This window comes from Bacillus clarus, from assembly GCF_000746925.1.
In the GTDB taxonomy this organism is placed as follows: Bacteria; Bacillota; Bacilli; order Bacillales; family Bacillaceae_G; genus Bacillus_A; species Bacillus_A clarus.
Genome location: NZ_JMQC01000008.1, coordinates 1,728,751 through 1,749,085 on the forward strand (window position 1 = coordinate 1,728,751; position 20,335 = coordinate 1,749,085).

A 20,335-nucleotide genomic window follows, 5' to 3' on the forward strand; every position below is an offset into this window, starting at 1 on the left:
ATAAAGAATTTAAAAAACAGCTATCGCCTATAGCGATAGCTGTTTCGTTATTACTTCGCGCTCACAATCTTATAATAAGAGCGAACTGTTAAGAAATAATATCCGATATAAATGACACCATATACTCCAATACTAATAAGGAGCGGGATCATAATTTCAAATGGTAATAAGTTTGCTAAACCTTTTAGTGCAAATAAGCTATGCAGAATTCCGATTACTAACGGAATCGCAAAGATAAAGCTTACTTGTTTTGCAATAGCTTTTTTCATCTCTTGTTTCGTTACACCAACTTTACGAAGTACGACGTAACGCTCACGATCAGCATTTGCTTCTGTTAATTGTTTAAAGTAAATGATAGATCCTGTCGCTAGTAAGAATACAAGTCCTAAGAACATTCCAATGAACATCATGAGTCCCGTTCCTTCGAGCCCCATATGGAAACCAGTGTAGAAATCTCTAAATGATAGTACCATTTCTGATTCACCAGCTGGCATCACTTTTGTTAATTTTTCTGTTAATACTTTACTGTTTCTTTCATCTTTTACATCAATATTTTTTACAACACGTGTTCCAAATGCTTGCTTCGCTTGCTCATACATTTCATCTGAAACGACAACAACTAATTCACCTAAGTTCGTAATTGCAACATTATTTACACCTTGAATCGTTAATGTCTTCGTTTCATTTCCAATTTGGAATACCGCTTTATTTCCTTTATATTGAGGGCTAAATTCATATCCATCAATATAAGAACTATCATAGATAAATGCTTCATCAGTAGCTACATTCACTGTTTCTACATCAATTTTTTTAGCAAGTTTATTAAATTCTGACTGGGATATAAACTGATATTTCTCTGAGATTTTGTAGTTCATATTAAAGATGAAATCCACTTTATCTCCTTCAAACTTCCCTTTTACAGGAACCGTCTCAATTTCAAATTGATCTTTTACAGGATGATTCGCTTTCTCTTCAGCAAGAATCGCATTTACTTTCTTATCAAGTTCTGCATCTTTTTTCTCATAAGAATAACTGTATGGCGCAAATGCTTTTGATTGCGTAAATGTGTTGTAATACATCGTAACTGACGTACCAACAGCCGTTAATGTTACTGCACTTAAAATAGAAATTGTCGCAAGTGACTTTGCATTCCCTTTAATACGATATAGTAACTGTGACGTCGTTACCATATTCATACCGTTATAAAACGCTGATTTATTATTTCTTGCACGTTTTAATACGAATACTGTAAAGAACATAAATAGTAAGTACGTACCTAATACTGTCGCAAGTAAAATGTAAAGTGCGACTACCATAAAGTCTGCATACTTAAGTGCCTTCACATATATTAATGCTAAGAAATAACCTGAACCGATTAGGAAAACTGAAATTAATGCCATAATTACTGATCCTTTTGGCATGGCTTCTCCTTCACGCTCTGCGCGGAAAAGTTCAATTAACTTAAATCGATAAATTAAGCGATACCCTTGAAGTGATGTATACAATATAATCACAAGGAAAATAATTGCTGTATCAACAATTGCAGCCATCGGCACTTCAAAATGAACATTTAAGTTTAATCCCATCATGCTTACTAGTAGTTCAAGGAATAATTTTGAAAGGATGCTACCAATCGCAATCCCGATAATTAAAGACATTAATCCCATTAACATATTTTCATAAAAGAGCATTTTACCGATTTGTCTTTTACGAATACCTAATAAGGAATAGAGTCCAACTTCTTTTTTACGCTTTCGTGTAAAGAAACCATTCGAATATATAATAAACACCGCTACGAAAATGATTAGCATTACACTTGAAACTTGAAATGCCCCACTAATTTTCTTAGAGCCTTCTGCCGCTTTTTCCATTTGTGAATTGTACTGCAACGCCTTAAATGTAAAATAAATGACGATGCTAAATATCATAGATGCAAAATATACAAAGTAATCTTTAAAGTTCCGCTGTATGTTGCGGAGGGCAATACTAGATAAGGTCATCAGCCATACCTCCAGAAATGGAAGACATTACATCAACGACTTTTTGGAAAAATTGTTTACGCGTTAATTCGCCTCGGTGCAATTCTTTATATAACTCACCATCTTTAATGAAAATAACTCGTTTACAATAACTCGCCGCAAACGCATCATGCGTTACCATTAAAATTGTAGAATTATCATATTCATTTAATGACTTCATACTTTCTAATAAATCTGTTGCTGATTTGGAATCAAGCGCTCCTGTCGGCTCGTCCCCAAAAATCATACTTGGATTTGTAACGATTGCACGTGATGCCGCGCAGCGCTGCTTCTGTCCACCAGACACTTGATACGGGAACTGACTTAAAATATGATCGATACCGAATTTCTTCGAGATTTCAAGAACACGGCGATCGATTTCATTCGCTTTTACCTTTGATAACGCAAGAGGTAAAGCTATATTCTCTTTCACCGTTAACGTATCTAATAAGTTATAATCTTGGAAAATGAAACCTAAATGATCGCGTCGGAATAACGCCAACTTATCATCATTCATCTTCACAATGTCTTTTCCATCAATTAAAATTTCACCGTCCGTCGCATTATCAATTGTGGAAAGAACATTTAAAAGAGTCGTCTTACCAGAACCAGAAGGTCCCATAATTCCAACGAACTCACCTTCTTTCACTTGTAAGTTAATGCCTTTTAACGCTTCAAATGTATTACCACCTGTGTCATATACTTTTTTAATATTTTTTGCTTCTAACACTGTTTTCATCTCGACATCCCTCATTTCATCTATTCTCTATTTTTACTATATATAACTTCTACTCTTGCCACTATCGATGTTTCTTACACAAACATGACAGTTATGTAAGACCCATTAGGAGCAGAAACATAAACTTAACTTTATGAATGAAAGTACTTTGTTACTATAACATTGGGATATCATACCATCCATTCATTCTCCTTACAGGAACATTACATTTTTGTAAGGTTAAAAAATTCTCCCTACAAAGTTGTGCACGAAATGTCGGGTGGGGCTATTTCATTCCTGCTATTCTATTTATAAAGTGAAACTTTAATAAGTGGGGGTTTTGTCCATACCCCACTTATTATTAGCCCACACCAATCGGGCTTTTACGGGCAGGTGATCTCCCACCTAACTTCCTCGTATTCGCCGAATTTTTAGGTCGGAGTCTTACTGCCCACAAATAGCGGGACAAAGGAGGGTCATATGATGGATTCACTAAAAAACATGAATGCTGCAATGCAGTATATTGAAGACAATCTAACAAACGAAATTGACTTTAAAAAAGTAGCAAGACTAGCTTTCTGCTCCGAATATCATTTTAAAAGAATGTTTTCTTTTCTTAGCGGCATATCACTGTCAGAATATATTCGCTGTAGACGTCTTACTCTCGCTGCCTTTGAGTTAAAAGATAGCAATGTAAAAGTCATTGATGTCGCTATAAAATATAGATACAACTCACCTGATTCTTTTGCACGGGCATTTCAAAATTTGCACGGAATAACACCTTCAGAAGCTCGAAATACTGGGCATGCTCTGAAAGCTTATTCACCAATGACCTTCCATCTATCCATTCAAGGAGGAAATGAAATGAACTATCGAATTGAAGAAAAAGAGCTATTTCGAATCATTGGTATACAAAAGCGAGTACCGATTGTTTTCAACGGTGTAAATGAAGAAATTGCTTCTATGTGGAAAAGCTTAGACACCCAATCAATCGACATATTAAAGTCACTTTCAAATATTGAACCTACAGGACTCATTAGTACTTCTACTAATTTTTCTGAAGGAAGGATGGAGGAAAAAGGAGAACTCGATCACTATATTGGAGTGGCCACAACGAAAGATTGCCCGAATCCATTCAAACAACTTGAAGTTCCTGCTTCAACATGGGCTGTGTTTGAAGCTGCCGGTCCATTTCCTGATGCATTACAAAATGTGTGGGGACGTATTTATTCTGAATGGTTCCCCTCTTCAAACTATGAACTAGCGGAAGGGCCGGAAATTTTATGGAATGAACAAAAAGATGTAACATCACCAAACTTCAAAAGTGAAATTTGGATACCGGTTTTGAAGAAATAAAAAATAAAGCTGCTCTTCCATGAAAGGAAAAGCAGCTTTTATTTACATTTTTAGTTCTTTTTTATAAACAACATAAGAATATCCCATCGTTAGTCCTACTGCACCGATAATAATTCCAATCATCAAGAAAGATTTCCATGCCACCGGTGCAAAAATACTTATTATCATAATAACTCCTAATACAACAAACACTTTTCCGCTAAAGCGGTGTGTCTTTCGCCATACTTCTTCGTTACTTAAAGTCCACGGTGTTTTAATCCCTACAAAGTAATTTGGTTTGCACTGTGGTAAATAATTTCCTATGACTATAAATAAAATACCTACAATAATATGCGGTGTACTATTCATCGGAATTTCATAACCTAATCCTACTCCAATTACAATGATATTTACTAAGAATAATACGAATAATACACTATAATTCATTATCGTATAACTTTTAGAAAACTTATCGTAATTCTTTTTCTTCGGATCAATCTTTGGGGTTACTGATAATACAATATAAACAACAATCATAATTCCAAGTGTCAAAAGCATCGCATTAAGCTTTAAAGCAAATCCATTCGCTCCTTCACCACTCCAATGAATTGTCATTGTATCCGGCAAATGTGGCCAAGCAAAAGCCCAAGCTAGACAAGTTGTAAGAATTAATATAATTGCAAAAAGATGTCTTTTCATCTTCCCTGCACTCCCTTTTTTAAAAAAATCCTCTCATCCTATGCTATTTCTTTTTTATAAATGGAATATGATTTTAATGTTGATATGAGAATACATATTAATATCGTTCCAATTGCCATAAAGATATTGAATGGATCTGGAAATAATGCACCACCATATATACATAGTGCCCCCATTACAAATACCTTTGAAGCAAATCGATGTGTTTTTCGCCATACTATAGGGTTCTCTAATGTCCAGTACATTCGAATTCCTACTAAACCATTCGGCTTCGTTTGTTGCATATAATTACCGAGTACAAGGAATATTGTTCCGAGTCCGAAATTAAATGCAATTGATCCTGAATCAATATAATTAGATGCAGCTAATAGCGCAAATATGTTACAGCCAAATCCTATAAAAAGAATGGCATAATTTATTGCAGAAAGTACATTAACATGCTGTTTATGTTTACCTTTCGTTACATCAATATTTCCTATAACTAACCATATAATATAAAGCACCACCATACTACTTATCGAAAAAGAACTTGCTTCTACTTTAGAAAAATATCCATCTATCATTCCTTCAGCATTATAATGACGTGGAATTTGCTCCGGCAAATACGGCCATACAATATACCATCCGATTGCAATAGTAAGAATTAACCCCCATGGAAATACATGCTTCCTCATTTCCCCTCTTCCCCCTTATTCGTAAACGTAAACACCCAAGTCAATAAATCTTGAAATACAGTTGTGTTTAAAGAATACACAACGAATTGCCCTCTTTTTTCATCTTGAATAAGTTCAGCATTTTTAAGCGCATTTAGGTGATGAGAAATACTTGGCTTTGTCATGTTGAATTGTTCGGCAATTTCACCAGCTGTTAAGTCACCTTCTTTTAATAAATCTAAAATTTTTCTCCTTGTTGGGTCTGCTAACGCTTTGAATGCTTGGTTCAATGTCTTTCTTCCTTTCACTAATTAGACATTTAGATATTTATCTAAACATTAAAACGAAAACTACGGATTGTCAATTATATCCATGTCCCTTTTTACTTTTTCCACTTTTGACCTATACTGTTTACTAGCTTATATTTCAACATAATGAAAAGACGTGAAACACATGGTACACTATAGCTACAATTGTTTTTTGAGGAGGAATATACATATGTACAAAATTTTAATCGTTGAAGACGATCCAAATATTTCATCATTACTACAATCTCACATTCAAAAATACGGCTATGAAGCTGTTGTTACAGAAAATTTCGATGATATTATGGAATCGTTTAACGCGGTGAAACCACATCTTGTTTTACTTGATGTAAACTTACCGAAATTTGATGGATTCTACTGGTGCCGTCAAATTCGTCATGAATCTACTTGTCCAATTATTTTCATTTCTGCACGTGCAGGTGAAATGGAACAAATTATGGCGATTGAAAGCGGTGCGGATGATTACATTACAAAACCGTTCCACTACGACGTTGTAATGGCGAAAATTAAAGGTCAATTACGTCGTATTTATGGTGATTATGCACCAAATATTTCTGAGCGTATCGTTGAGGTAGAGGGGCTAAAATTATTCCCTGAACGTCCAGAAATTCATTTTGGATCTGAGCAAGTTCTTTTAACAAAGAAAGAAGCTATTTTAGCAGAAATGCTATTATCTAAATTCCCTCGTACAGCAAGCCGTGAAGATTTACTAGCTGCCCTATGGGATGATGAAAGCTTCGTTGAGGAAAATACATTAAACGTAAACATTACGCGTCTTCGTAAGAAATTTAATGAGCTCGGTATTGAAAACTCTATTGAAACAGTACGTGGACTTGGGTATCGTTTTAACGCAACTTGGAGTGAATAAGCATGAAGCTATTTTTACGTGATCATTTTGTATTTTTTCTATTATATGCACTAAATTTTGGCATCATTTTCGTTCTCTATGATGCAGTAGATGGATTTCAAAATAATAAGTTTTATTTCATCGTTTTAAGTTTATACTTATTTATCTGTTTCCTCGCTTATCGTTACGTTCGGAATCGTAGAATGTATCATCGATTAAGTGAACCACCAGAGAAAATGGAAGATGCGTTTATTGAAAGAGCGACTGCTCCTATGCCCCACGGTGTAAATGAGCTCGTTCGTACGCAATATCGTCTATTCCAAAAAGAACTACAAACATTCGAAGTAAAACAACAAGAACATCAATTATTCATTAACCATTGGGTACATCAAATGAAAACACCAGTTTCTATCATGCAGCTTATGGTGCTTGAAATGGAAGATGAACATTTAATTCCTAAGTTTAAGAAAGAACTAGAGCGCTTAAACCAAGGACTTGATATGGCGTTATACATGGCAAGGTTAAATAACTTCCATGAAGACTTCCATGTTGAGACGATTTCATTAAAAGATACTGTAACAAAAAATATTAATGGATTAAAGGAACTATTCATTCGTAATGGCGTCTTCCCAGTTTTAGAAGTTCATTCTGATCTAAAGGTTGCTTCTGATGCGAAATGGTTAAAATTCATCATTTATCAGTTAATGACAAATGCTGTTCGTTATTCTGGTGAGCGTGGAAAGAAAGTTTTCTTATCTGCTTATCGAAATGGAAAAGATATTATTTTAGAAGTTCGTGATGAAGGCGTCGGTATTCCGCAAGAAGATATTCGAAGAGTATTCGAACCGTTTTACACTGGGAAAAATGGTCGTGCATTTGGAGAATCTACTGGTATGGGACTGTATATCGTAAGTAAAATTTGTGATTATTTAGGTCATTCTGTAAAACTAGACTCTGAAGTTGGTAAAGGAACGACGATTAAAATCATCTTCCACAATGCTGCAAATAATCAAGCAGATAATGTAGAGAAGGTAACTGAAACATAATCATAACATGTGCTAGCAAAATGTATGAGAACTTACGCTCATACATTTTTTGCAATAAAACTACCTCTATATCTTCTAACTGGGGGTATCGTTTATGATATTTTGGCAATTTGCATTTAAAAATGTAACGCGCAACTCAAGAGGTTGTTTTTCCTACTTTGTAAGCAGTTCCTTTTCAATTGCCGTTTATTTATTCCATCCAAAATTACAAAACTTCAGTATGATAACTGACGTTTCAGGATTAATGATATTTTCCGAAGTTGTTATCGTATGCTTTTTTTCTTCTTTTTGCTATATTCCATCGGTACATTTTTAAAAGTTCGTAAAAGCAATTTGGAATTTTAACCGTTTTAGGAATAACAAGAAAACAACTGCGCCGCCTCATTTTCATGGAAAATATGTTAATCGGTATTTTATCTACCTTTTTCGGCATGCCGTTCGGACTCTTTTTTTCGCAGTTTTTCTTATTAGTAACAGCGAAAATTACGCATGTACCAGGTATATAGTTATACTGGCCGACGGACGCTTTCATTTTAACAACAATTTTTTTTCTTAGTCTCTTTATTGTTGTATCTGCGTTCACACCGATGCTGATTCGGACGAGAAAAGCAGTACGTCTTTTAAAATCAGGCAGCAGCAACAATTCAACTTGCCATTTTCTTCTTTGTTCCTTACATTATGGCTTTGATCCATACGATGTTTGCAACAAAGATGCTACAAGATGTTATCAATTCATCATTGTTCGCTGAAATCACGGTTGTACTTACGATTTTTGGTACAATTGAGATTATCTTTTTCCTATTAATTCGTTCCCTTTATATGCAAAAGTTATCGCAACATATTAAGATTTAAACAATAGAAAGGTGAGATTTATGGGAAAAGTATTACACATAAAAGTAAAAGAGTATGAGGAAAAATCCTCTCATACTCCTTTCACGTTAACCCTATTAGGAGGTTTAGGTGAATGACATTTTGGCAGTTTGCATTTAAAAACGTAACGCGGAACGCCAGAGCTTATTTCGCCTATTTTATAAGCAGTGCGTTTTCCATTGCCATTTTCTTCTCGTTTGCAGTTTATTTATTTCATCCTAAATTGCAAACTACAGAAGTGAATTATGCTCTTAGCGTATTAATGACAATTTCAGAAGTTGTCATTGTATTCTTTTCATTTTTCTTTTTACTATACTCAATCGGTACATTTTTAAAAGTCCGAAAAAAGCAATTTGGGATTTTAACAGTGCTTGGAATATCTCAAAAACAGCTAAAACGACTCGTATTTATGGAAAATATGTTAATTGGGGTCCTTTCCATCTTTGTAGGAATTCAATTTGGGCTTGTCTTTTCACAATTCTTTTTATTAGTGACTTCTAAAATTACACATATACCAGGGCTATATTTATATTGGCCTACAGGTGCTATTATTTTAACAACTACAATCTTTCTCGGACTTTTTATCTTTGTATCATCATTTACACCCATGCTGATTCGGACGAGAAAGGCTGTACGTCTTTTAAAAGAAGGAAAAAGACAAAAAGAAAAGAAACCGTCAATACTCATCTCCCTATTCGGAGCAACATGTTTACTATCTGGATATGTATTAGCGGCAAACCCAAAATTCTTTCTTTCACTTGGAACTGTTATCGGGATTTTATATATGCTCTCTAGCATCTTTTTCATTCCATCGCTTGTGGCAGCCGGGACATATTTTTTCTTTTCCCAAATTAGCTTCTTGCTCATTCGTATATTAAAGACAAGAAGAAAGTTTTATATGAAACGTATTAATATGCTTTGGATTTCAGATTTAGCAACGCGCATTCGGACAAATATTAACATGCTCTTTATTGTAGCCATGCTATCAACGCTTGCCTTTACAATGATTACATTCCTATATGGATTTGGGAAATTCACAAAATTCGATGCAATACAAGCCAATCCGTTCCCTTTTACTTATTTATCACATACGGAAAATACACGAGCTGAGGAACATTTAAATTGGTTAGAACAAAAATTTAGTGAAGAACAATTTACTTATAAAAAATTTAAAACAAACATATATGAAGTAGAACCAACAGAACAAAATTCACAACCTTATCATGCGATTAAACAAAGTGACTATAATATACTTGCTAAAGCATTAAAATGGGAAACTCTCACTGTGAATAATAATGAAGCTTATGTCCTTATTAAAGATTTAGATGACCAATTCTTTGGAGCAATTCATGATACAGAAAAAAAGACTACTCTTACGCTCGCTCCAAACTCTTTACAATTGCAAGTGAAAGAATATAAAAGTTATAACCCTTTCCCAAATAGCTTAGTACCGCAATTACTCGTATTATCTGATGAAAACATAGAAGCCTTATCAATCATTTCAAAACAGATGAGTGTATATAGCTTTCAAGTTACAAATTGGGAAAAAGCACATAATATTGGTTCAGCGTTTACAACAAAAATTAATAACGACAATGCAGCGATTCAAGCAGAGCATCCACCGTTCCATGCAAAAGAAGCAAGCGCCTCACTATACGAAACGAAACTGGATGCCGCCTCCTTCTTCTTAATCGGCACTTTCCTTGGCGTTATTTTCTTTATCGGTGCTGGCAGCGTCCTTTACTTCCGCATGTATACGGATTTAACAAATGAGCAAGAAAAGTACATAACCGTTACAAAAATCGGTTTAACAGAAACTGAGATGAAACAATCCGCTACTATCCAACTTGCTATTTTGTTCTTTGTTCCATATATTATGGCTTCAATCCATACGATATTTGCGACAAAAATGCTGCAGGAAATAATAAATCTATCATTATTTGCCGAAATTACAGTCGTACTTACAATTTTCGGAACGGTGGAAATTATCTTTTTCCTTTTAATTCGTTCCCTTTATATGCAAAAATTATCACAACATATTAAGCTTTAAGAAATAGAAAGGTGATTGTTATGGAAGAAGTATTACACATTAAAAATGTCTCAAAAGTGTATGAGGGAAAGGTCCCTCATACTGCATTAAAAAATATTAATTTACACGTAGATAAAGGTGAATTCGTTGCGATTATGGGACCGTCTGGAAGTGGTAAATCCACATTTTTAAACGTTATTTCCACAATCGACTCACCTACTTCTGGAGATGTAGTTATTAACGGAAAACAACCGCACACATTCCGTAGAGAAAAGTTAGCGATTTTCCGTCGCCAAGAATTAGGGTTTGTTTTTCAAAACTTTAATTTATTAGATACGTTAACGATTGGTGAGAATATCGTATTACCATTGACGTTAGATAATGTTCCTTTAAAGGAAATGGACGAAAAGCTTGATTCTATTTCTAAAAAACTTGGAATTGATCATATTTTAGACAAGCGTATTTTTGAAGTTTCAGGGGGACAAGCGCAGCGTACTGCAGTAGCGCGTGCCGTTATTCATCATCCGTCTCTTTTACTCGCTGATGAACCGACAGGAAACTTAGATTCTAAAGCAGCAATTGATGTAATGGAGTTATTTACGAAGTTAAATAAAGAAGAAAATGCCACAATTTTAATGGTTACTCACGATCCGTTTGCAGCAAGTTATTGTAACCGTGTTATTTTCATTAAAGATGGTGCGCTTTACAACGAACTACACCGCGGATTATATCGCGAGAAATTTTATCAAGAAATATTAGATGTTCTCGCATTATTAGGAGGAAGACGTGGATGACATTTTGGCAATTCGCATTTAAAAATGTCTCTCGCAATTCCAAAGCATATTTCGCTTATTTTGTAAGCAGTGCATTTTCTATAATGGTTTTCTTTTCGTTTACCGTATATGCGTATCATCCACGTTTCCAAAACGTCCAAAACTTTCAAGAGCGTAATCCTCTGATGAACTTAGCTAGTACAGCTCAGTTTGTTATCATTATGTTCTCGTTCTTTTTTCTCCTATATTCAATCGGAACATTTTTAAATGTTCGGAAACAACAATTTGGGATACTAACTATCCTTGGTATCTCAAAAAAACAATTAAAACGACTATTATTTACTGAGAATATGATTATTGGAATATTAGCTATCTTTGTGGGTATTCAAGGCGGCCTTGTCTTTTCTAATTTCTTCTTATTAGTTACTTCTAAATTAACAAGTGCCGAAGGCCTATATTTGTATTGGCCTACAGAGGCAATTATTGTTACAACAGTAACTTTTATCATTTTATTTTTTATCGTTTCTACGTTTACTCCTATGTTCATTCGAACACGTAAAACAGTCCGTCTCATTAAAAATAATACAAAAATAAAAACAGAAAAAAGGCCGTCTATACTCATTTCTTTATTTGCTTTAACTTGTTTAGGACTATGCTATTATATTGCCGGTTACCCGCAAGGCTACGTAACAGAAAAAAACGTACAAAATGGTTCTGTATACCTTATTATGTTATCAATTTTGCCACTCGTAGCAATCGGAACATATTTATTCTTTTCGCAAACATTTCTTCTCTTTATATTTATTTTAAAAAAGAGAAGAAAGTTTTATATGAGACAAATCAACATGCTATGGGTTTCCGATTTAGTTGCTCGTACTCGTAGCAATATTAATGTACTCTTTATCGTTTCCATGTTATCTGCACTTGCATTTACAATCATTATCGGGTTATTCGCTGCAAATAATCATACGAAAGCATCGATACTAGAACAATATCCTGTTCCCTTCACGTATACAATAGAAGGTGACAATTCACTTGAACAAAAGCACACTGCTACAATTGAAACTGAGCTCACAAATGCTAATTTTCAATATAAAAAGTATAAGCTTACAGTTTTAAAAGATATAGCTTTAAAAGAAGAAATTGCAATTATGAAAATGAGTGATTATAATGCAGTTGCTAAACAATTAAAGAAACCAGAAATCACTCTTGATTCTACAGAAGTTTATATTATTTCTCGCTATTCGCCAGAACTATTAAATCTTGTATCAAACCCATTTGCAAAACAAAATACAATTACACTGGAATCTAATAAAAAAGAATTTCATATTAAAGGATTTATTAATAAAGGGGTAGAACCATCCTTTGCATTGCCCCATGTAATTGTTATGCAAGATGACGTAATTGAAAATATGATTCCTCATATTGAAACAATTACAATTTATAACTACTTCGTGGAGAATTGGGAAGATACGATTGTTCCGACACAAAATATATTACAGAGCATCAATAATGATGCACACAACTTCTATGAAGCACATAAAGACGAGGAATACGTTCGCAAACCATTTGATATTTATACGGCTAGTGATGAATTAATCCATAGTAAAGAAAATGCCGTTGCTCAATTCTTTATTTGGGCATTTCTTGGCTTTATTTTCTTTATCGGTGCAGCTAGTGTTTTATATTTCCGTATGTACAATGACTTAACGGCTGAAAAACAAAAATATATTACCATTACAAAACTTGGATTAACAGAATCAGAAATGTTTCGTTCTGCGACAATTCAATTAGGGATTTTATTTTTTGTGCCATATATCGTCGCTGGTATTCATACAGTATTTGCAATTCAGTTTTTACAAAACATGCTTGCTTTCTCTTTACTTAAAGAGTTAGTAATCATACTCACTTTATTTGGGATTATCGAGATTATTTTCTTCTTCTTAATCCGATCTCTTTACATTAATAAATTATCACAGCATATTAAGATTTGAATAAAATAGCCTTGTGCAAAGCGCACAAGGCTATTTTCAATAGTTTTTAAATAATTAGCAACAATATCCGCCGTAACCGCCAGCATATCCACCATAACCGCCGTAACCACAACCGCCACCGCCACCGAAGCAGCTAGCACCGATGATGATTAATAAAATAAACAATACGATTAGAAGCGCAAAACCGCCGCCGCAACCGCGTACATGTCCGTGATCATGTTTGTGTTCACACTTTTCACTCATTACTCTATTCCTCCTTTAGTATCATTCGTAACAAGTTCACCTTGTTCTAAATGAGGGGATTCAATTTATATTATGTTTTCAGGGTAAATCCGAAGCTTGCCCCACCCAAAAACAGGCTTGTTTTACGAAAAGGGCTTAATATAAAAAAGGATACCTGTAATGAGGTATCCCCTTCGTCTAAATAAACCTATTAAGTAAAAGCGCAAAACCAAAGGCAATACATGATAATAATATCTCAAACACAGTCCATGCCTTAAATATAAATAATTAAAAAGCTATCTACTCCAGATAGCTTCCTTCTCTATTCATGAATCGTCACAATGACTCCATCCATATTGTCCCCCGAAAGTTCATACTGCTTATTTACAGGAACATTAACATTGATACTCTCTGAAACTTTATAATAAGAAACCGTATATTTCTTCCCTTCCACATCAGTTGAAACTTCTTTTTCTTCTTTTAAGAAGTCCAAATATTCCTCTAACGAAATTTTCTTTTTTTGCATAATTGCGCTATGTGGTAAACCGACATAACGAATGTGCCATGGCTCATATTGAATGCCTGTAATGCTACTTTTATTTTTCGGGTAGCGTAACACAAAACCGTACTTCCATACATTCTCTTCCACCCATTTACCTTCAGGAGCTTTCTCCATTTTCTTTTGAGTTGATCCAACATCCAGCGATAACCCTAAATTATGTTCACTATATCCTGCTGGAAGTGCATAGTCTGATCCCATTTCTTTATATAATTTGCTTTGCTCTTTAAAATCTCGATACCCGCTACTCATTACGAAATGCTGTACCCCATCTTTTCCAGCTGCATCGACAACGTTCAAAAACTTTTTCACAACATCCTTTGATAAGTGAAGATTTCTATCAAATATCACATAGCCTCTTACTAATTCACTATTGTGATTTACATTTATAATATCAGACCTAATGCTATCTTTCTTAACCGGGTAATCTTTATTAACTAATAATAGATCCCCTTTATAAATTTGTTCTTCTGTAATCTCTATCTTTTCAGTATTCGCCGATTTTACCTTATTATCTTTTTCTGCAATTTTAACATCGATCTCCTTTTGAAATAATGGTGATATATAAAAGCCTACACAGACTGTACATAATATAAAAAGAGAAATAAATACCCACTTTTTCATTTCTAGTTCCTCCTTGACCTAACATACGTATAGAATAGAAAAAACTATTAAAATAAAAAGTGGGGTAAAGTTTAAATTTTTATTAAATTGGTAAGCTCTCTTCTTTTGGCAATCTCACTTCAAATACTGTTCGAATTACATTACTTTCAGCAGTGATTGTCCCATTATGCTGCTCAATAATATTTTTAGCGATAAATAATCCAAGACCTGTTCCGTCTTGTTGCTCTGTTCTAGCTTTATCACCTGTATAAAACATATCAAATAAATATGGTAAATTCTCTTCTGGAATGCTATCTCCGTAATTAATAATTTGTACAACAACTTCTTCATGATCAATATATCCATTCATATCAACAAATTGTCCATCATACCCATAGCGAATGGCATTCGTTAAAAGATTTTCAAATACTCTCGCTAGTAATTTCCCATCACCGTTAATCGGTAAATGAGGATTAACATTCAATCTAGCTTCTAAATCCTTTTTTTCTAATAATGGATATAATTCTTCATCTAACTGTATGAGTAATTCACTTATATCAATTGGTCTTTTTTCAAGCTTCAACATACCATAATTCATTCTCGTTATTTCAAATAATTCATCAATCAAACTTTCGAGTCGTTGAGATTTCGTAAACGCAATCGTGGAAAAATGTTTAATTTGTTCCTTCGTCAATTTCTCATCTTTAAGAATTAAATCTAAATAACCTAAAACAGATGTTAATGGCGTTCTTAAATCATGAGCTAAGTTAACAACGAGCTGATCTTTACTACTTTCTGCAAAGTCTCCTCTTTCAACCGCTTCTTTTAATTTTTCACTCGCTACATTAATTTCACGCGCGATATTCCCGAACTCATCACTTGATGAAATTTGAACTTGATTTGTAAAATCACCGTTCGCAAGGTGATGAATTCCATTAGAAATCTCATTAAAATATTTTAAATACGGTCTAGTAAGAAAGAAGAAAAACACAATGGATAGAGGGATAAATATAAGTAAAAAGAAATTAATATCCCCAATTGCTCTTATAACGGAGCGAAATTGAGCTAAAGGATCCTCATAACGAACTACTAATTTATAATAGAGCCGTAATCCTTCATAAATCATATACGTTACGCCAGCTGCTAGTATCATACTTAACGCAAACAGCATAATCATCTTCGAGCGAAAACTTCTCATCATTTTAGCCATTGAAAGTATAACCTACTCCCCATACTGTTTTTATTAACTTATTCTTTCTTTTATCTTCCCCAAGCTTTTTCCGCAGCGTACGAATGTGTACCATAACTGTATTTCCGCCTTCGTAATAACCTTCTGCCCATACTTGCTGAAATATATTTTCCACACTATACACTTTCTTCGGATGACTCGCTAATAAATATAAAATATCAAATTCTTTTGGTGTTAACTCAATTTTCTCTCCGTACACACTTACCGTTCTTTGCTCAGGATCAATAACGACTCCGCCTACTTCTAAAGCGGATTTATTCTCCTCGACTCTCGGTTGATTTAATGTAAGAAATCGGCGTAGTTGTGCATTTACACGCGCAACTAATTCAATTGGTGTGAAAGGCTTCGTCATATAATCGTCCGCGCCTAGTACAAGACCTGTCACCTTATCAAAATCAGATGTCTTCGCACTTAAGAAAATGATCGGCATATGATGTTTGGCGCGAATTTGACGCGTCACTTCATAACCATCCATTTTCGGCATCATAATATCTAAAACCACTAGGTCAATTGGCTGAGATTGAATAACATGAACTGCTTCTTCTCCATCAGAGGCTTTCACAACATGATAACCTTCTTTTTCTAAATGTATCTCAATTAAGTCAGCAATTTCCGCCTCATCATCAGCTATTAAAATTGAAATTCGCTTCATTTTATTCCCCCTACTCCATTCCATTTTCATACGCTCGATTGTAAACTAGTCTATCCAATTTGTACAATAAGAAAAGGTTACTCATAAGAGTAACCTAAGTAAATAAAATTATATCAACACAAAATGGAATATATCGACGTTTCGATACTAAGCGACAAACCTACTGCTCAATCACAATCCGCTGCCTCGTAATTTCTTCCAGTCTTCCGCGTTCTACTTCATACTCAGTATCAATACTTTGCGGTACAATCACTTTCCCATCTTTAAGCGTCACTTCTGGCGAAATAATATCCTTCTCCCAATGTCTACTAGAAGCAGATATATCTCCTGGAATCGTAAAGTTAGGCAATGAAGCAAGAGCAACATTTTGCGCTCGTGAAATCCCCATCTCTACCATACCGCCACACCAAACTGGTATGTTATGCTCCATGCAATAATCATGAATTTGAACCGCCTCTGTTAAGCCGCCCACTCGCCCCGGCTTAATATTGACGATTTGGCAACTGCCAAGTGTAATCGCAACGTGTGCATCTTCTAGACTATGAATGCTTTCGTCTAAACAAATCGGTGTTTCCATTTTCTTTTGTAATTCTGCATGATCGAGAAAATCATAATCTGCTAACGGCTGTTCAATCATCATAAGCCGGAATTCATCTAATCTTTTGAGCTTGTCAGTATCCTCTAATGTGTACGCTGAGTTTGCATCAGCCATTAATGGGATATTCGGAAACTCTTTACGAATTTCTTTCAGCAATTCGTAATCATGTTCTGGCTTTATTTTCACTTTAAAGCGCTCGTATCCTTCTTCCGCGTACTTCTCGATTTGTTTTAACATAATAGGAATTGTATTGATCCCAATCACAACACCCACTTCAATTTCAGGCCTAGTTCCACCAAGTAATGTCGCTAACGATTGTTTTTGACGCTTCGCATATAAATCCCAAACAGCTCCTTCAATTCCCGCCTTTGCCATTCGGTTTCTCTTTATATGCTGAAACAAAGACGATATTTCATTCGGATGTGAAATTTCAGCTTTCAATAAATCAGGTAATAAAAAATCCTGAAGTACATGTAGCGCAGTCTTCACTGTTTCTTCCGTATACCAAGGCTCAGAAAATGCAACAACTTCACCAAACCCAACGTATCCATTCGTATCTTCTAATTCAATGACAATACTCTCACGCTTTTCGTAAGTTCCGTAACTTGCAGTAAACGGAATGACAAGTGGCATTTCCGTTATATAAAGTGTTGCCTTTTTTATCTCCACTTACATCTCCTCCAGCAATTGTCTTAACTCTCGTCTTAACAATTTTTTCGAAGCATTACGGGGTAATTCCTCTAGGAAACACACTTTCTTTGGTACTTTATATTTCGCCAATTTTTCTTCACAAAAATGGATAATCTCCTCTTCTGTTACGTCACCAGTTTTCACAATAAAGACAGCTGGAACTTGTCCCCACTTTTCATCTTTCATTCCAACAACACCTGCTTCTGCCACTACTGGATGAGCAAGCAACACCTCTTCAATTTGAGCTGGATAAATATTTTCCCCACCAGAAATAATTAAATCACTGCGGCGATCTAAAACATATAAAAATCCTTCTTCATCTAAATAACCGAGATCACCAGTATGAAGCCATCCATTTTGAATGGTTTCCCGCGTTGCACCTTCACGGTTAAAGTAACCACGTGTTACATTCGGTCCTTTTACAACAATTTCTCCTTCAGTATGAGGCAGTACTACGACGCCATCTTTTTCAATGCGAAGCTGACATTGAAATAATGGTTTCCCCGCTGACCCTACTTTCGTTAACATATAATCTGCGGATAACGTACAAATTTGCGAAGACGTTTCTGTCATTCCGTACGTTTGATAAACAGGAATCTCTTTTTCTACACACGTTTCTAATAATGGTTTCGGTGCTGGACCTCCTCCAAGTAACATGCATCGTAAAGAAGATGGATATGTTCCTTCTCCAAGTCGGTCTAAAAGATCTGTTAACATTTTAGAAACGACAGAAATAATCGTAACACCTCTCGTTTGAAGTGCTTCATGAATGAAATTAGCATCATATTTCGGAACGAGTAAAATACGCATACCGTACATAATGTTTTTCATTAAAAGAGATAATCCGCCAACATGGAACATTGGCATACAAGCTAACCAGCAATCATCCTCACGAAGACCTAAATTAAGTGAAGAACCAACTGCGCTTGCCCAATGATTACCATACGTTAAAATAACGCCTTTCGGTTTTCCTGTCGTCCCTGACGTATAAATAATTGTCATCGCTTCTTCTAAGGCGAATTCTTCTTGTATAAATGCTTCTGCTTTCGGTCCATTCATCACTTCAGCAAATAAATATACCGGCATGCTTTCTGCACGAAATGTTTGATCCGTTACTAAACAAACAACTTCAGCATCACTCATTTGCCAAAGTAGCTCTTCTCTTGAAAGACGCGTATTTAAAAGTACAGTTACTGCACCTACGTACGATAAGGCGTGAATAACTGTAATCATCTCCATACCATTTTTCATCAGAACAGCCACCTTTTGACCTTTCTTCACTCCTACGTGCGAAAGGTGTTCACAAACAGATACTACTTTTTCATGCAACGCTAAAAAGGTAACCTTCTCCTCTTCTATTTCAATTGCAGTTCGATCTGGTGTTAAAAATGCACGTTGCATTAACCAATTGGGCATCGTCTCCATCATTCATTCTCCTTTCATGAAAGAAAGAGACTTGATATGAAATCAAGTCTCTTAGTTGTTTTGTTTCCGCTTTTGAGACATCCAGCTACAGCGGCTAGAATGTTCGGTGGCTTCACTTCTTCCTACGAAGCAAAAAGCGCCTCTTTGTCAGAAGCTCCATCCCCCTCACATTCTGAACGAGCCGCTTCCGCTTTTGATCACGGGAAACGAGGGAATTGACCGAAGTCCGGACTGCGTTTTTCTTTGAACGCGTCGCGACCTTCTTTTGCTTCGTCAGTTGTGTAGTACAATAACGTTGCGTCTCCAGCTAGTTGTTGAATACCAGCTAGACCGTCTGTGTCTGCGTTGAATGCAGCTTTTAGGAAACGAAGTGCCATTGGGCTGTTTGCTAAGATTTCTTGTGCCCATTGTACTGTTTCTGCTTCAAGTTGCTCTAATGGTACAACTGTGTTTACTAAACCCATATCAAGCGCTTCTTGAGCGTTGTATTGACGGCATAGGTACCAAATTTCGCGAGCTTTCTTATGGCCTACCATACGAGCTAAGTAACCAGCTCCGTATCCACCGTCAAAGCTTCCTACTTTAGGACCTGTTTGTCCGAATACAGCGTTGTCTGCAGCGATTGTTAAGTCACATACGATATGAAGTACGTGTCCACCACCGATTGCATAACCTGCTACCATTGCGATAACTGGTTTAGGAATTGCGCGAATTAGACGTTGTAAGTCTAATACGTTTAAACGAGGAATTTGGTCGTCACCTACATATCCACCATGACCGCGAACTTTTTGATCGCCGCCAGAACAGAATGCACGTCCACCTTCACCTGTTAAAATGATAACGCCAACATTTGCATCATCACGAGCGTGTGCAAAAGCATCGATTAACTCCATTACCGTTTTAGGACGGAATGCGTTATGTACTTCAGGGCGGTTAATCGAAATCTTTGCGATACCATTGTATGTTGAATAAATAATATCTTCGTAATTGCCTTCTTTTACCCATTCAATAGCCATTACTACTACCTCC

18 protein-coding genes and 1 pseudogene are annotated in these 20,335 nt (G+C 35.4%); 7 read left to right on the forward strand and 12 right to left on the reverse strand.

The features are described from left to right. Window positions 1-50: 50 nt before the first annotated feature. Both DJ93_RS09750 and DJ93_RS09755 read right to left on the reverse strand, forming a co-directional pair. Window positions 51-2,000, reverse strand: a complete 1,950-nt coding sequence (locus DJ93_RS09750) for an ABC transporter permease (protein ID WP_042980560.1) — start codon at window positions 1,998-2,000, stop codon at window positions 51-53. Beyond that, complete coding sequence (locus tag DJ93_RS09755; protein ID WP_042980562.1) at window positions 1,987-2,757, reverse strand: ABC transporter ATP-binding protein; 771 nt, start codon at window positions 2,755-2,757, stop codon at window positions 1,987-1,989. Before DJ93_RS09755 ends, DJ93_RS09750 begins: the two co-directional genes overlap by 14 nt. Window positions 2,758-3,219: 462 nt before the next feature. Between DJ93_RS09755 and DJ93_RS09760 the strand changes: the two genes are divergently transcribed. Continuing rightward, complete coding sequence (locus DJ93_RS09760) at window positions 3,220-4,092, forward strand: AraC family transcriptional regulator (RefSeq protein ID WP_042980564.1); 873 nt, start codon at window positions 3,220-3,222, stop codon at window positions 4,090-4,092. Between the two features lie 42 nt (window positions 4,093-4,134). Here the strand turns inward: DJ93_RS09760 and DJ93_RS09765 are convergent, their stop codons facing one another. Genes DJ93_RS09765 through DJ93_RS09775 form a run of 3 tightly spaced genes read right to left on the reverse strand, consistent with a single transcriptional unit; the run spans window position 4,135 to window position 5,713 of the window. After that, complete coding sequence (locus DJ93_RS09765) at window positions 4,135-4,770, reverse strand: SdpI family protein (protein ID WP_042980565.1); 636 nt, start codon at window positions 4,768-4,770, stop codon at window positions 4,135-4,137. Window positions 4,771-4,808: 38 nt separating this feature from the next. After that, the gene (locus DJ93_RS09770) at window positions 4,809-5,444 is read right to left on the reverse strand and encodes an SdpI family protein (protein ID WP_042980566.1); all 636 of its coding nucleotides are present in this window, start codon (window positions 5,442-5,444) and stop codon (window positions 4,809-4,811) included. Then, on the reverse strand, window positions 5,441-5,713 hold the full coding sequence (locus tag DJ93_RS09775; RefSeq protein ID WP_001070538.1) for an autorepressor SdpR family transcription factor: 273 nt from the start codon (window positions 5,711-5,713) through the stop codon (window positions 5,441-5,443). The genes DJ93_RS09770 and DJ93_RS09775 overlap by 4 nt, the downstream gene beginning before the upstream one ends. Before the next feature lie 208 nt (window positions 5,714-5,921). Between DJ93_RS09775 and DJ93_RS09780 the strand changes: the two genes are divergently transcribed. The 6 genes and pseudogenes from DJ93_RS09780 to DJ93_RS09805 all read left to right on the forward strand — a co-directional run bounded on the left by DJ93_RS09780 (window position 5,922) and on the right by DJ93_RS09805 (window position 13,308). Beyond that, window positions 5,922-6,617, forward strand: a complete 696-nt coding sequence (locus DJ93_RS09780) for a response regulator transcription factor (protein WP_042980567.1) — start codon at window positions 5,922-5,924, stop codon at window positions 6,615-6,617. Window positions 6,618-6,619: 2 nt separating this feature from the next. Then, window positions 6,620-7,642 (forward strand): sensor histidine kinase, encoded by a 1,023-nt coding sequence (locus DJ93_RS09785; RefSeq protein ID WP_042980568.1) that lies wholly within the window; start codon window positions 6,620-6,622, stop codon window positions 7,640-7,642. Window positions 7,643-7,736: 94 nt separating this feature from the next. Beyond that, window positions 7,737-8,277: pseudogene (locus DJ93_RS30330) on the forward strand (FtsX-like permease family protein); the annotation flags it as partial. A gap of 329 nt (window positions 8,278-8,606) precedes the next feature. Further along, the gene (locus DJ93_RS09795) at window positions 8,607-10,562 is read left to right on the forward strand and encodes an FtsX-like permease family protein (protein WP_042980570.1); all 1,956 of its coding nucleotides are present in this window, start codon (window positions 8,607-8,609) and stop codon (window positions 10,560-10,562) included. 20 nt (window positions 10,563-10,582) lie between these two features. Then, on the forward strand, window positions 10,583-11,335 hold the full coding sequence (locus DJ93_RS09800; protein WP_042980571.1) for an ABC transporter ATP-binding protein: 753 nt from the start codon (window positions 10,583-10,585) through the stop codon (window positions 11,333-11,335). After that, complete coding sequence (locus tag DJ93_RS09805) at window positions 11,332-13,308, forward strand: FtsX-like permease family protein (protein WP_042980572.1); 1,977 nt, start codon at window positions 11,332-11,334, stop codon at window positions 13,306-13,308. Before DJ93_RS09800 ends, DJ93_RS09805 begins: the two co-directional genes overlap by 4 nt. Before the next feature lie 54 nt (window positions 13,309-13,362). Here the strand turns inward: DJ93_RS09805 and DJ93_RS09810 are convergent, their stop codons facing one another. From DJ93_RS09810 to menB, 7 genes are all read right to left on the reverse strand, one after another. Continuing rightward, the gene (locus DJ93_RS09810; protein WP_042980573.1) at window positions 13,363-13,551 is read right to left on the reverse strand and encodes a YjcZ family sporulation protein; all 189 of its coding nucleotides are present in this window, start codon (window positions 13,549-13,551) and stop codon (window positions 13,363-13,365) included. Between the two features lie 301 nt (window positions 13,552-13,852). Then, window positions 13,853-14,713 (reverse strand): M15 family metallopeptidase, encoded by an 861-nt coding sequence (locus DJ93_RS09815; RefSeq protein ID WP_042980574.1) that lies wholly within the window; start codon window positions 14,711-14,713, stop codon window positions 13,853-13,855. A gap of 82 nt (window positions 14,714-14,795) precedes the next feature. Continuing rightward, window positions 14,796-15,902: a HAMP domain-containing sensor histidine kinase gene (locus DJ93_RS09820; RefSeq protein ID WP_042980575.1), complete on the reverse strand. Its 1,107-nt coding sequence runs from the start codon at window positions 15,900-15,902 to the stop codon at window positions 14,796-14,798. Next, the gene (locus tag DJ93_RS09825; protein WP_042980576.1) at window positions 15,895-16,593 is read right to left on the reverse strand and encodes a response regulator transcription factor; all 699 of its coding nucleotides are present in this window, start codon (window positions 16,591-16,593) and stop codon (window positions 15,895-15,897) included. Before DJ93_RS09825 ends, DJ93_RS09820 begins: the two co-directional genes overlap by 8 nt. 160 nt (window positions 16,594-16,753) lie before the next feature. After that, window positions 16,754-17,860, reverse strand: coding sequence for an o-succinylbenzoate synthase (menC, locus tag DJ93_RS09830; protein WP_042980577.1), 1,107 nt, complete (start codon window positions 17,858-17,860; stop codon window positions 16,754-16,756). Then, window positions 17,861-19,306, reverse strand: a complete 1,446-nt coding sequence (locus DJ93_RS09835) for an o-succinylbenzoate--CoA ligase (protein WP_042980579.1) — start codon at window positions 19,304-19,306, stop codon at window positions 17,861-17,863. Window positions 19,307-19,503: 197 nt separating this feature from the next. Next, entirely contained in the window at window positions 19,504-20,322 is an 819-nt protein-coding gene (menB, locus tag DJ93_RS09840; protein ID WP_000963876.1) for a 1,4-dihydroxy-2-naphthoyl-CoA synthase, read from the reverse strand. Window positions 20,323-20,335 lie beyond the last annotated feature (13 nt).